The organism is Mycolicibacterium pallens, assembly GCF_019456675.1.
In the GTDB taxonomy this organism is placed as follows: Bacteria; Actinomycetota; Actinomycetes; order Mycobacteriales; family Mycobacteriaceae; genus Mycobacterium; species Mycobacterium crocinum.
In genome coordinates this window covers 2,929,453-2,941,885 of sequence record NZ_CP080333.1, presented here as the reverse complement: position 1 = coordinate 2,941,885, position 12,433 = coordinate 2,929,453, and the positions used below count along the sequence as shown (strand labels likewise).

The following is a 12,433-nucleotide window of genomic DNA, read 5'->3' as shown; positions in this document are numbered from 1 at the left end:
CCCCTCACCTGTGCTCATGTCGTCGGCAGCAGATCCTTCCACGACATATCCCCGTTCACGTTGGTCAGACTGGTCTGCTGGCCGGCGTGGCCGTCCGGCGTGGCGTAGTGACCCGTCGCGGGGTCATAGGTGGCGATTGCGACCGACGGGCCCCCGCCCGAGCCGGGCGTGAAAGCGCTCGGCGCGACGGCCGGGCCGCCACCCTGGTCGGTCGGCGCGATATCCGGAACACCATAGGGCTTGAGGGTTGCCGGTTCGGGCGGTATCGGTGTTCCGGCGGGCGCGGGCACCGGTCCCGGCGGCAGCGGCGTGCCCTGCAGCGGTCCGTAGATGTGGTCCTGGAACGTCGTGCGGTCGTCGGGCGGGATGCCTTGGGCAATCAGGTTCGGGTCGATCGGGTATGGACCGGTGGCATGCTGCCGCATGGCCAGCGGCTCGAACGGCTTGTCGCTGTCACAGATTTCGACGGTGGGTGCGCGCTTGCCGGGCACATCCTGACACGGATAGTTGCGGGCGCCGCGGACGGCGATCGGCGAATCCTGTGGCAGCTTGCAGTAGAGGCCGTCCGGTGTGTCGATGACCGAGGTGTCCTCCGGCGAGCGCCACTGCGACGGCGGCAGGAAGCCGACCGTGCACGCCGGCGGATCGCTGATCGTCAGCGTGAAGTCGCCCAGCGTCATACCGGTCGGGTTGTTCAACGGTGAGCCGACGGCCTGGATCGAGCCGACGTACGGCGGCAGCAGCACCAGCAGCTGTTCGAGACCCTTGTTGTAGGTCACGCCGATCTGCCCCACCGTCTGAAGGCTGGCCAACAGGATCGGCAGCGTCGGCTTGACCTGCGTGAAGAGTGCGGACGCCTCATCGGCGGCACCCGGGCCATTGGCCAGGATGGCACGCCACTGCGGGTCGTTGGTGTTCAGCTGATCGGTGATCCCGGCCAGGCTGTGCGCCCACGTGCGGATCGAGTCGGCCGACGCCAGCTGACCGTCCAACAGCGGGCGGCTGTCCTCGAGCAGGGTGTGGGTCTGATCGGCGGTGGCGTTGAAATCGGCGGCGAGCCGTGACGCGGAGTCGTTCAACGTGGTGAGGTCGTCACCGGCGCCATTGAGGGCCTGGTAGGTGCTGTTCAGCAGATCCGGGATCCGTTGAGTGGGAATGCTCTTCAGCAGAGCGTTCGTCTGGTCCAGCACGGGACCGACCGCTTGCGGGACGGTGGCGTTCTTGACCGGGATTACCGAACCGTCCTGCAGATACGGCCCGGAATCGGTGTGCGGCACCAGATCCACGTACTGCTCGCCCACTGCCGACACGCTGAGCACCCGAGCCTGCAGGTCGGCAGGCACCTTCGGATCGCTGGCCAGCGACAGCGTGGCCACGGCGCCGGTTCGTGTCGGCACCACCTCGGTGACCTTGCCCAGTTGCACGCCGCGGTAGGTGACGTTCGAGAATTGGTAGAGGCCACCGGTTCTCGGCAGTTCGAGCTTGACCGTGATCCGGCCGATGCCCAGCAGGGTGGGGGCCTGCATGTACACCACCACCATGACGGCGATACCGACGATCGACGCAATGGTGAAGATGATCAGCTGATTACGGACAAAACGCGTCAGCATCAGTTACCCCCGTCCTGTGGCGCTGACCCCGGTGCTGGTCCGGGCAACGGCCCGGTGGCCGGACCTGGCAGCGGACCGGTGCCCACCCCCGGTGCCGGCTGCGTCGCGTTCGTCAACGACGCCTGCCCGGGCACAGGCGCGGGACCGGGGCCGAACTCCTGCGACACGTCGGCCACCTGGGTGGGTGGCGGTGCGGGGCTGAACGGAGCGTTCAGCGGATCGTAGGTATAGGTCGCATACCACGGATCACCGGGCGCGGGAACCAGTTTGGCGTTCTCATCGCCCCAGCGGGTGCCGAGCATCAAGGTCTTCTTCAACCGGGGCACGGTCAAGTCGAAGATGATGAACTGGTTCAGATAGTCGCCGCGGATCGCCCGGTCGATGACCTGCTGGGTGTACGGGAACGTCGGGAAGTACGCCAGCGCGGTGTCCAGCTTCGGCCCGACGTCGGCCAGAGACTTCAGCGTCGGCTCGAGGTTCTGAAGGTTGCGTACCAGGTCGGTCTTGGTGTCGTTGACCAGACCGGTGGCCAGGTTGGAGAAATCCCGGAACTTCTCCAGGGCCGTCACGATGCGGGGACGCTCCTTGACCAGGACATCGAGGGCAGGCGGAATCCGGTTCAGCGCGTCGGTGAGGACTTGCTGCTGACCGGCGAACGTACCCGCCAGCCGGTTCAGCGAATTGACCGCCTCGTTGATGCTGTCGCGCTGGGTGGCCAGCAGGCCGACGAAATCGTTGAGCCGCGTGAGCAAGTCACGAATCTGGTCGGTCCTGCCGTTCAGTGCGGCACTGAACTCGTGGATGATGTCGCCGATCTGGCCCAGTCCGCCGCCGTTCACGACCACCGAGAGCGCCGAGAGCGTCTGCTCGGTAGACGGATAGGTCGACGAGCGGTTGAGGCCGAGCGTGGCACCGGGTTGCAGGACGCCACTCGGTGCCTGGCCCAGCGGCGGGTTGAGCGCCAGGTGCATCGATCCCAACAGGCTGGTCTGGCCCACCGACGCGACCGCGTTCGCGGGGATCACGGTGCCGGGCTGGACCGATACCTCGACGTCGGCGTGCCAGTCGTTGACGGTCATGTCGCCCACACTGCCGACCACGACGTCACCGACCATCACCGGTGAATTCGATTCCAGCTGACCGACATTGGCGATCTCGATGTGATAGGTGGTCGAGCCCTTGCCATGGCCGACCGTTCCCGGCAGCGGCAGGGAGTTCAGCCCACCGAAACTGCAGCCGGTCGCCGTGACCGCGACGCATGACGCGGTGATCACCAGGCGCCGCACCGAACCTCTGGTCATGATGGCGGATTCCCTTCGGCGGCAGCCGGAGGTGGAGGTGGTGGCGCCGCCTCGGCCGGCAGCAGCATGCCCTGCAGGTTCGACGGAGGCTGGGCGGCCGGTCCGACCGGAACACCCGGCGGGACCGGTGCACCCGGGAAAAGAGCGGGCGACGGATCGGCGGGCAATCCATTGGGTGCATACGCCCCGTGATAGGTGTTCGGCGGTCCGCCCCAACCTGCCGGTCCGGGCACGTCACCGTTGTATCCGGTGTACGCCGACACCGCAGGCGGAATCTCATAGCCCGGCGGGGTCCCGCCGGAGCCGCCCGGGGCCAGACCGGGCTCGCTGTAGATCAGCTTGTCCGGGCTGGTCGACTTGCCCAGATAGGCGTTGAACGGGAACGGCAGGTAGTTGAAGTTGAGCAACCGCAGGGCCGGCCCGAGGTACTGCGCGCACAACTTCCCTGTCTCCGGCGCGGTGGCGTTCTGCACGGCACCGATCGCCGAGCAGATGACCTGCAGCGGGTTGGAGAAGTTGGCCAGCGCGAATCCGCCCATCGCGCTCTGGGAATCGGGGTTATAGATGTTGTAGGCGTTACCGAGTGCATTGGGCGCCACGTGAATCAGGTTCTCGACCACCAGCTTGTTGTCGGCCAGGTTCTTCGTGACGCTGCTCAGCCGCTGGATCTGTTCGGCGGTCTGGTTGCGGGTACCGGCGATGAACCGCTGCACGTCGACGACCGCACTCGACAGGTTGGTCAGCGCTCCGTCCAGGTCGGACCGGCTGCCGTCGACCACGCTCGACAGCGAGGCCAACCGATCCTGGAACTGGACGATCTGAGTGTTGCTGTCGCGCAACGCGGTAACGAAGATCTGCAGGTTCTTGATGGTGTCGACGATGTTGCCGCTGCCGTCGGCCAGCACCTTGCTGACCCCCGAGAGCTGCTTGATGGTGTCCCGCAGCTTCTCGCCGTTGCCGTCGAGCGCGTTGGCCGCGCTGTCGATGAAGCGGCCGACCGAGGTGGTCTGCCCTTCAGTGGCGGGGCCGAGATCGGTGGCCAGGCGCATCAGCTCGGTCTTGATCTGGTCCCATTCGACCGGGATTGCGGTGCGGTCCAGCCCGATCACCGCACCGTCGGCCATTGTCGGGCCCTTGTCCTCATAGGGCGGGGTCAGCTGAACATAGCGGGCGCCCACCAGGTTCTGCGCGACGATCACCGCCTCGGCGTTCGCGGGGATCGGAACGTCCCGGTCGACCGCCATCACGATCTTGGCCTTGGTGCCCTGGGCCTCGATGGAATCGATGGTGCCGACCTTCACGCCGGCGACCCGCACTTCGTCACCGGCGTAGATCGCGGTGGCACTGGTGAAGTACGCCGTGATCGTGTTGGGCTTGAAGAACGCCTGGCGCACCAGCAGCGCGATCCCGCCGACGATCAATACGGCCAGCACCGCGGACACGACGACTGTCAGCCGCCTGCGAGACTTCATGGCTGCCCCCATCGCTCATAAGGCTGCGGTATTCCGTTGTACGGGAACGGGATCTCCGCACGCGGTCCGGCATTGTCGGACGGCTGGCCCGCATCGGTGCCGCGCCGGAAGCCCAGCGCGTAGTCGAAGAAGGGCTGCAGTGTCTGCGCCGGGTTCAGGTTGGCGACGAAGGCGTTGTAGTAGAAGCCTCCGTTGACCGCTTCGGCCTGCGTCAGCTGGAACTTGGCCAGACCCTTCATGGCCGCGGTGATGTTGGCGTTGTTCTTCTCCAGCATCGCGGTGACCGAATTGAGCTTCTCCAGGGCCGGTGCCAGTTCCTTCTCGTTGTCCGCCACGATTCCGCTGAGCTGCCTGGACAGTGCCGAGGTGCTGGCCAAGAGGTTCGCGATCGCGTAGCGGCGCTGCGACAGAACGCCGATCAGGTCGTTGGCGTTGAGCAGCAGGGTGTTCACCTGTGCGCTGCGTTGCGAGAGGATCCCGGTGACGTTCGCCGCGCTCTTGAGCAGGTTGCTCAGGGATTCGTTGCGCTCGTTGATCATCCGCGACAACTTGCTGATCCCGTCGAACGTCGGGCCTAGCTGCGGGCTGATCCGATCCAGGGTGTCCGACAAGGTGTCCAGCGAGTGGTTGATCGCCGCGGTATCGGTGTCTGCGGTGTTGCCCGCGAAATCCTGCAGCGACTGGGTCAGCGAGTAGGGCGACCCGGTACGCGACACCGGAATGACGTCGTCAGACCGAAGCGATCCCTTGCCGTTGGACTCCAACGTCAAAATCCGTTGTCCCAGAAGCGTTCCGGTGCGGATATGCGCTTCGGTGTCGGCGCCGAGCCGAACCGAACCGTTGACCATGAAGGTCACCAGCGCCTTGCCGTGCTGCAGAGACACGTCCGAGACGGAGCCGACCTTGACTCCGGATACCTTGACGTCATTACCGGGCTGCAGGCCGCCGGCCTCGGTGAACAGCGCCTGATGCCGGATCGACGTGGCAAGCGACGCCAGCCGTTCGGGCTGTAGCCCGACCGTGATGACGAGCACGATCAGGACGAGGCCGATAAAGCCCGCCTTGATCAGCGAGGACCCACGATATTTGAGCATTAGGGCTCCGCGCACCTTCCAGTGTGTTGGATGATCCAGGGGAAGTAGGCGGTGCGGCCCTGCAGGTCGCTGACACGCAACGACAAGCCACACAGGTACTGGTTGATCCAGCTGCCGTAGGACCCGAGTCGCACCACCTTGCGGTAGTTCGCCGGCGCCTTCTGGATCGAGATGTCGAGCAGCTCCTTGTCCTGATCAAGCAGCGGAGCCAGCCGGCCCAGCTGGTCGATGGTGCCGTTCAGCGGTGCGCGCGACTGGTTGAGCAGATCGGTCAGCGACGCGGTGCCGTTGTCCAGAGCGGTGATCGACTCACCGATCGGGTCTTTGTCATTGGCCAGTTCAGTGACCAGCTTCTGCAGCTTGTCGACGGCGCCGGAGAACTTGTCGCCGTCCTTGCTGATCGTGGTGATCACCGTGTTGAGGTTGTCGATCAGCTGCTGCACGGTCTGGCCGTTGTCGGCCAGCGTGCTGGTGAACGACTGCGTCTTGGCGAACAGCGAATCGATGTTGCCGTCCTGACCCTGGAGGATCTGGATCAGCGAGTTGGTGAGCGCGTTGACGTCCTGCGGATTCAGGCCCTGGACAACGGGTTTCAGGCCACCCAGCAGCAGGTCGAGGTCAAGTGCCGGCTCGGTGCGGTCGAGCGGGATCCGGCTGCCCGGCGGCTGGATCTTCGCCGATCCAGGACTGTCGACGAGCTCGAGGTAGCGGTCCCCGACCAGGTTGAGGTAACGCACCGTCGCCTTGGTGCCGGATGTGAGCACGATCTTGCGGTCGGCGTCGAAGTCGACGACCACCTTGTTGTCGGGTTGCAGCGCGACATCAGTGACAGTGCCGACGCGAACACCGGCCACCCGCACCGAATCCCCGGACTTCAGGCTCGAGGCGTCGGCGAACACCGCCGAGTAGCTGTTGTCCGAACCGGACCGGTACTGGCCGAAGATCGCGAACAGCGATGCGGTCAGCAGAATCATCACCACGCCGAAGATGCCGACCTTGAGAAGCGTCTTCCACAGCGCGGTCATCCCGGTTGTCCGATCTGTGCGGAGTTGCGCGGCGGGCCGTCCAGCGGGCCGAACAGCGCCTGCTTGAGTGCGTCGGAGTTCAGCAGGATGCCCTGGTTGCCATACTGCGCCGGGTTCGCGCCGATATCGGTGACGACGAACGGCGGGCTGGTCTCGAACGGCACCTTCGGCATGTCGGTGCACTGCGGACCACCGGTCGCCGCGACCTTCGGCAGGTTGGCCGGGTAGCGGTACCGCTCACGGCCGAGGAAGAACGACTGCAGCAGAACGGCTCCCGGCAACGGCAGGCCCGGGCCGGTGGCCAGCGGAATCAGGCCGCCGATACCGCAGGTGAGCGCTGGGTTGTACTTGTTGAGCAGATCGGTGGTGGGTACCAGCAGGTGCACCACATTGGCCAGCGGCTCCCGGTTTTCGCTGAGCACCTCGGTTCCGATGTCGGCCAGACCGATGGCGCTGACCAGCAGCGTGTCGAGGTTCTGCTCCTGGTCGACGATCGTGTCGCTGATCTTCGCCGAGTTCTTGACGGTGTCCAGCAGATCGCCGGAAGCATCGCCGTAGGCGTCGAACACCTTGGGCGCTACTGCCAATTCATGGTTCAGCGTGTCCAGGCTGGGGTTGATCTTGGCCAGCGCGCTATCGAGATCGACGAGGGTTTGACCGAACTTGTCGCCGCGGCCGTCCACCGACTTGGCGATCGCGCCCAACGTCTGGTTGAGCTTGGCGGGCTCGATTTGGTTGAGCACCGTAACCAGCTGCTGGAACACGGTGTTGATCTCGACGGTGACGTGCTTGCCGCTGATCACCTGCCCGGCCTGGATGGACTTCGCCGACGGATCCTGCGGCGGGTTCAGCTCGACGAACTTCGACCCGAACACCGTCGAGGAGGTGATGTCGGCGCTGACGTTGGCCGGAATGTCGTTCACCCGCGCCGGATTGATCGCCAGGTGCAGCGCAGCGGTGCCGTCCGGCAGCAACTCGATGGACGAGACCTTGCCGACCGGGGCCCCGTTGAGCTTGACCTTGGCATCCGGATACATCACGAGACCGGCGCGCTGCGAGATCACGGTCACCGGAACGGTTTTGGTGAAGCTGTCCTGGAACAACCCCACCGCCAGCGCAATGATCGCGGCAATGATCACCACGGTCGCCAAACCGGCGATCGGGCGCGCGATACCTGATTTCATCTCCGCACCTCGACTATCCGGACAGGTTGAAGTTGCCGTTGGAGCCGTAGATGGCTAGGGATACCAGCAGGGTGACGGAGACGACCACGATGAGGGAGGTGCGGACGGCGTTGCCGACGGCGACGCCGACTCCGGAGGGTCCGCCGGTGGCGAAGTAGCCGAAGTAGGTGTGGATCAACAGGATCGTGATGGCCATCAACACCGCTTGCAGAAACGACCAGAGCAGGTCGATGGGGTTGAGGAATGTGTTGAAGTAGTGGTCATACAACCCGCCGGACTGGCCGAACAGCACCACCGTCGTGAACTGGCTGGCGACGAAGGACAGGATGACGGCGATCGAGTACAGCGGGGTGATGGCGACCATGCCCGCCACAATCCGGGTACTGACGAGGTATTCGACCGGGGGGATGCCCATGGATTCCAGGGCGTCGATTTCCTCGTTGATCCGCATCGCCCCGAGTTGAGCGGTGACGCCGGCGCCGAAGGTGGCGGCCAATCCGATCCCCGCCACCACCGGTGCTGAGATGCGCACGTTGATGAAGGCGGCCAGGAAGCCGGTCAATGCTTCGATCCCGATATTGCCGAGGCTGCTGTAGCCCTGTACGGCCAGGGTGCCGCCGGCGGCGAGGGTGAGGAAGCCGACGATGACGACGGTGCCGCCGATCATGGCCAGGGTGCCCGCCCCCATCGAGATTTCGGCGATCAGCCGGATGATCTCTTTGCGGAAATGGATCGTCGCATGCGGGGTGCCGGCGATCGCCCGGCCGTAGAAGATGGTGTGGTCCCCGATCCGCCCGAACGTGCCCAGCGGGCGGCGGACCTGACGGGCGATCCGCGGATACAACGCCTGCAGTGATGCCATCAGCGGGCGCTCATCCGGATACCGATCGCGGTCACCACGACGTTGACCACGAACAACGCCATAAACGCGTACACCACCGTCTCATTGACCGCATTGCCTACGGCTTTGGCGCCGCCGCCGGTGATCGTCAACCCGCGATAGCAGGCCACCAGCCCGGCAATAAGACCGAACAGGGCGGCCTTGACACAGGAGATGATGACCTCGGGCACCCCGGTCAACAACGTGATGCCGGCGGCGAACGCCCCCGGATTGACGTCCTGGACGAACACGGAGAACACATAGCCGCCCAGGATCCCGATGATCACCACCAACGAATTCAACAGAAGCGCAACCAAACCCGAGGCCAGCATCCGTGGGGTCACCAGGCGTTGCACCGGGTTGATGCCCAACACCTCCATGGCGTCGATCTCCTCGCGGATCGTGCGTGACCCCAGATCGGCACACATCGCCGTCGCGCCGGCACCGGCGACGATCAACACCGTCACCAACGGGCCGACCTGGGTCACCGCACCAAAGGCGGCCCCGGCCCCCGACAGATCAGCAGCACCCAACTCCCGCAACAAAATATTGAGGGTGAAGCTCACCAACACCGTGAACGGGATCGCCACCAACAACGTCGGCGCCAACGACACCCGCGCCACAAACCACGACTGCTCCAAAAACTCCCGCCACTGAAACGGCTTGCGAAACACAAACCGCACAGCATCGGCCGACATCGCAAACAAACCACCAATGGCCTGCATCGGCCCGGACACTCCGTTCAGAGCGATCCCTGGCGACCAACGATCTGATGTGCGATTCGTCATGGGTGTCTGCGAAACCTCCAACGTCGTCGTGGTCATCAGCCCAGCGTCATGGCACAAACCGGTCCAAAACTGGAACGTGTTTCAACGACGCCAACGCAGATTAGTGCACTTACCGCTCGCACGGTAGCGAATCTCGGCAATCGAGACCTGTGACTGGTGTTGTCGATGTTTCTCGGCTTTTGTTCGAGACGAGTCGGCCTCGAGTGTCTCGTTTCACAGCTCCGCCGTCGGTTTGGCGTCCAGAGCGAGGATTCCGTTCAGCGGGATCGCCCCTGCGCGGAACGGATCACGACCCACAATGTTCGAGGCCCCATCACCGCACTGAAACAGGAGCTGACCCGTCATGGCGAGCTTGCAGCGTTACTCCGATCGTCGCGTGCTGATCACCGGCGGTGGTTCCGGTATCGGCCAGGCCTGCGTGTTGCGCATCCTCGACGAGGGTGGTCGTGTGGCGGCCGCCGACATCAGTGAGTCCGGCCTCAAGGACACGGTCGCCAAAGCGGGTGACGCCGCGAGCAGGCTGACCACGGTGGTCGTCGATGTGGGCTCCGAGGATTCAGTGAAAGCCGGTGTCGGCGAGGCGATTTCGACACTCGGTGGTCTCGACACACTGGTGAACGTGGCCGGCATCTTGCGCTCGGACCATTTCCTGGACACCACGCTGGCGGCCTTCGAGCAGGTTCTGCGGGTGAATCTGGTCGGCACATTCCTAGTGACCCGCGAGGCGATTTCCGCGCTCAAGGAGGGCAACGCCCCCGCCGTCGTGAACTTCAGCTCGACCTCGGCGGCCTTCGCCCACCCCTACATGTCGGCGTACGCCGCGTCCAAGGGTGGCGTTCAGGCGATGACGCACGCCCTGGCGGCCGAGTTCGCCAAGACCGGCATTCGGTTCAACTCGGTGCAGCCCGGCTCGATCTCCTCGGGCATGACCGACGGCACCGGCGAATCGAAGCAGAGCGTCGGTCCGGGACTGCCCGAGGACGTCGACTACAGCCTCTTCGGCCGGGTCGCGCCGCTGCTCCCCCTGCCCAAGGGCGAGATCTTCGCCAAGCCGGATGCGGTCGCCAATGTGGTCGCGATGCTGGGCAGCGCGGACGCCTACTTCGTCTCGGGCACCGAGGTCCGCATCGACGGCGGCGCGCACATGTGATCAGGCGTTGATGCCTGCGGTCAGGATGGCGGCCAGTTCGCGGTACGCCGCCGCGTCGTCGAGACCGGTTGTGGACCGAACCGTCCCCTGCTGAATGCGGACCATCGTGGCCGCTGCCAGATCGGCGGCAAACGCCGCGTGTACATCCCGAAATTCTTGGGCGGCAACGCCTTCGGCGATCAGCTCGCTGACCCGACGGGCGGCGATCGTGGTGTTCTGCTCATAGACCGCCCGAGCGGGGGCGAAGGCGCCCAGGTCGGTCATGAACCGCTCCGATGCGACTTCGAGCGCGGCACCGACGGCGGTGAGGTAGGCGGTGATGCGTTCTCGCGCCCCGCTCGCCGCGGAAACCCGCTGCTCGACATCGTCGGTGGCCCGCCGAAAGAAGTGGACGGTGACGGCGTGGACCAACTGCTCTTTACTGCCGGCGAGCGTGTACAGCGTGCCCTTCGAACAGCGCAGCCGGGCGGCGATGTCGTCGAGGGTCAGGTGAGCGAACCCCTCGGCGAGGAACAGCGTCAGGAGCGCGTCGAACAATTCGCCGCGGCGCCGCGTCCCGAAGGTCGGGGCGGTGGGGGTAGTCATTCATGGAATAGTACTGACTAACGTAACTCAGTACTATTTCTGGTACCGATCGAGAGGTCTCACCCATGCCCGTCGACCGCCTTCTCCCCGACCAGGACGCCGCGGACCTCATCGCGCTGACCCGGGACATCTGCGACAAGATGCTCAGCCCGATCGTCGACCGGCATGAGCGCAACGAGACCTATCCCGAGGGCGTCTTCGCCCAGCTCGGCGCGGCCGGATTGCTGAGCCTGCCGCAGCCGGAGGAATGGGGTGGCGGCGGCCAGTCGTTCGAGGTCTATCTCCAGGTCCTGGAGGAGATCGCCGTGCGCTGGGCCGCGGTCGCGGTGGCCGTCAGCGTGCACAGCCTGTCGTGCCACCCGCTGTTGATGTTCGGCACCGATGAGCAGCGCGCGCGGTGGCTGCCGGGCATGCTGTCCGGCGAGCAGATCGGCGCGTACAGCTTGTCCGAGCCGCAGGCCGGCTCCGATGCCGCCGCGCTGCAGTGCAAAGCCACCCCTACCGACGGCGGATACCTCATCAACGGTTCCAAGGCCTGGATCACCCATGGCGGACGCGCGGACTTCTACAACCTCTTCGCCCGCACCGGCGAAGGGTCTCGCGGCATTTCCTGCTTCCTGATTCCGGCGGATCAACCCGGCCTCAGCTTCGGAAAGCCCGAGGAGAAGATGGGCCTGGCCGCGGTTCCGACCACGTCGGCGTTCTATGACAACGCACTGGTGGACCCCGAGCGCCGGATCGGCGCCGAGGGCCAGGGTCTAGGAATCGCGTTCAGCGCGCTGGACTCGGGGCGACTGGGCATCGCAGCCGTCGCCGTCGGCATCGCGCAGGCCGCCCTCGATGAGGCCTGCGCCTACGCCAACGAAAGAACCACGTTCGGCCGCAAGATCATCGACCATCAGGGGCTGGGGTTCCTGCTCGCCGACATGGCCACCGCGGTGGCCAGCGCCCGGGCCACTTACCTGGATGCCGCCCGTCGTCGCGACGCCGGCCGCCCCTACTCGCAGCAGGCCAGCGTCGCCAAGCTGGTGGCCACCGATGCGGCGATGAAGGTGACCACCGACGCCGTCCAGGTTCTCGGCGGTGTCGGCTACACCCGCGACTACCGCGCGGAGCGCTTCATGCGCGAAGCCAAGATCACCCAGATCTTCGAAGGAACCAACCAAATCCAGCGACTGGTTATCGCGCGGGGGCTCACGACCACCTGAAACGGGGTTACGATCCGTCCCATTGACGGCCTCCAGCCACCCGGGCCCGTGCTGCCGTTCAATCGAAAGCCGTGCCCCAGACGGGGGCTGTACGAGCGATTCCATCGAAGAATTCATATTTCGTTGCGGAATCGGT

11 protein-coding genes are annotated in these 12,433 nt (G+C 65.2%); 2 read left to right on the top strand and 9 right to left on the bottom strand.

The window, feature by feature from the left end; genetic code table 11:
- Window positions 1–14 precede the first annotated feature (14 nt).
- The 8 genes from K0O64_RS14465 to K0O64_RS14430 are packed head-to-tail and all read right to left on the bottom strand — an operon-like array spanning window position 15 to window position 9,354.
- Complete coding sequence (locus tag K0O64_RS14465; RefSeq protein WP_071944817.1) at window positions 15–1,610, bottom strand: MCE family protein; 1,596 nt, start codon at window positions 1,608–1,610, stop codon at window positions 15–17.
- Entirely contained in the window at window positions 1,610–2,911 is a 1,302-nt protein-coding gene (locus K0O64_RS14460) for an MCE family protein (protein ID WP_096311465.1), read from the bottom strand. The genes K0O64_RS14465 and K0O64_RS14460 overlap by 1 nt, the downstream gene beginning before the upstream one ends.
- Window positions 2,908–4,383: an MCE family protein gene (locus tag K0O64_RS14455; RefSeq protein WP_083542625.1), complete on the bottom strand. Its 1,476-nt coding sequence runs from the start codon at window positions 4,381–4,383 to the stop codon at window positions 2,908–2,910. The genes K0O64_RS14460 and K0O64_RS14455 overlap by 4 nt, the downstream gene beginning before the upstream one ends.
- On the bottom strand, window positions 4,380–5,477 hold the full coding sequence (locus K0O64_RS14450) for an MCE family protein (protein WP_071944824.1): 1,098 nt from the start codon (window positions 5,475–5,477) through the stop codon (window positions 4,380–4,382). The genes K0O64_RS14455 and K0O64_RS14450 overlap by 4 nt, the downstream gene beginning before the upstream one ends.
- A complete protein-coding gene (locus tag K0O64_RS14445) occupies window positions 5,477–6,502 on the bottom strand; it encodes an MCE family protein (protein WP_071944826.1) in 1,026 nt (341 codons plus the stop codon). The genes K0O64_RS14450 and K0O64_RS14445 overlap by 1 nt, the downstream gene beginning before the upstream one ends.
- Window positions 6,499–7,686 carry an MCE family protein gene (locus K0O64_RS14440; RefSeq protein ID WP_071944828.1) on the bottom strand — a complete coding sequence of 396 codons (1,188 nt, stop codon included), beginning with the start codon at window positions 7,684–7,686 and terminating at the stop codon, window positions 6,499–6,501. The genes K0O64_RS14445 and K0O64_RS14440 overlap by 4 nt, the downstream gene beginning before the upstream one ends.
- 13 nt (window positions 7,687–7,699) lie before the next feature.
- Entirely contained in the window at window positions 7,700–8,548 is an 849-nt protein-coding gene (locus tag K0O64_RS14435) for an MlaE family ABC transporter permease (protein ID WP_096311464.1), read from the bottom strand.
- The gene (locus K0O64_RS14430) at window positions 8,548–9,354 is read right to left on the bottom strand and encodes an MlaE family ABC transporter permease (RefSeq protein ID WP_096312863.1); all 807 of its coding nucleotides are present in this window, start codon (window positions 9,352–9,354) and stop codon (window positions 8,548–8,550) included. Before K0O64_RS14430 ends, K0O64_RS14435 begins: the two co-directional genes overlap by 1 nt.
- A gap of 343 nt (window positions 9,355–9,697) precedes the next feature.
- Here K0O64_RS14430 and K0O64_RS14425 point away from each other — a divergent pair, with 343 nt between their 5' ends.
- Window positions 9,698–10,504, top strand: coding sequence for an SDR family NAD(P)-dependent oxidoreductase (locus K0O64_RS14425; RefSeq protein ID WP_096311463.1), 807 nt, complete (start codon window positions 9,698–9,700; stop codon window positions 10,502–10,504).
- Here the strand turns inward: K0O64_RS14425 and K0O64_RS14420 are convergent, their stop codons facing one another.
- Window positions 10,505–11,089, bottom strand: coding sequence for a TetR/AcrR family transcriptional regulator (locus K0O64_RS14420; RefSeq protein ID WP_096311462.1), 585 nt, complete (start codon window positions 11,087–11,089; stop codon window positions 10,505–10,507).
- A 65-nt stretch (window positions 11,090–11,154) separates the two neighbouring features.
- Between K0O64_RS14420 and K0O64_RS14415 the strand changes: the two genes are divergently transcribed.
- Entirely contained in the window at window positions 11,155–12,297 is a 1,143-nt protein-coding gene (locus K0O64_RS14415) for an acyl-CoA dehydrogenase family protein (RefSeq protein WP_096311461.1), read from the top strand.
- Window positions 12,298–12,433 lie beyond the last annotated feature (136 nt).

Excerpts from the sequence above, each read along its gene's own strand:
- K0O64_RS14465 (WP_071944817.1), bottom strand. The coding sequence starts at position 1,610 with ATGCTGACGCGTTTTGTCCGTAATCAGCTGATCATCTTCACCATTGCG.
- K0O64_RS14460 (WP_096311465.1), bottom strand. The coding sequence starts at position 2,911 with ATGACCAGAGGTTCGGTGCGGCGCCTGGTGATCACCGCGTCATGCGTC.
- K0O64_RS14455 (WP_083542625.1), bottom strand. The coding sequence starts at position 4,383 with ATGAAGTCTCGCAGGCGGCTGACAGTCGTCGTGTCCGCGGTGCTGGCC.
- K0O64_RS14450 (WP_071944824.1), bottom strand. The coding sequence starts at position 5,477 with ATGCTCAAATATCGTGGGTCCTCGCTGATCAAGGCGGGCTTTATCGGC.
- K0O64_RS14445 (WP_071944826.1), bottom strand. The coding sequence starts at position 6,502 with ATGACCGCGCTGTGGAAGACGCTTCTCAAGGTCGGCATCTTCGGCGTG.
- K0O64_RS14440 (WP_071944828.1), bottom strand. The coding sequence starts at position 7,686 with ATGAAATCAGGTATCGCGCGCCCGATCGCCGGTTTGGCGACCGTGGTG.
- K0O64_RS14435 (WP_096311464.1), bottom strand. The coding sequence starts at position 8,548 with ATGGCATCACTGCAGGCGTTGTATCCGCGGATCGCCCGTCAGGTCCGC.
- K0O64_RS14430 (WP_096312863.1), bottom strand. The coding sequence starts at position 9,354 with ATGACGAATCGCACATCAGATCGTTGGTCGCCAGGGATCGCTCTGAAC.
- K0O64_RS14425 (WP_096311463.1), top strand. The coding sequence starts at position 9,698 with ATGGCGAGCTTGCAGCGTTACTCCGATCGTCGCGTGCTGATCACCGGC.
- K0O64_RS14420 (WP_096311462.1), bottom strand. The coding sequence starts at position 11,089 with ATGACTACCCCCACCGCCCCGACCTTCGGGACGCGGCGCCGCGGCGAA.
- K0O64_RS14415 (WP_096311461.1), top strand. The coding sequence starts at position 11,155 with ATGCCCGTCGACCGCCTTCTCCCCGACCAGGACGCCGCGGACCTCATC.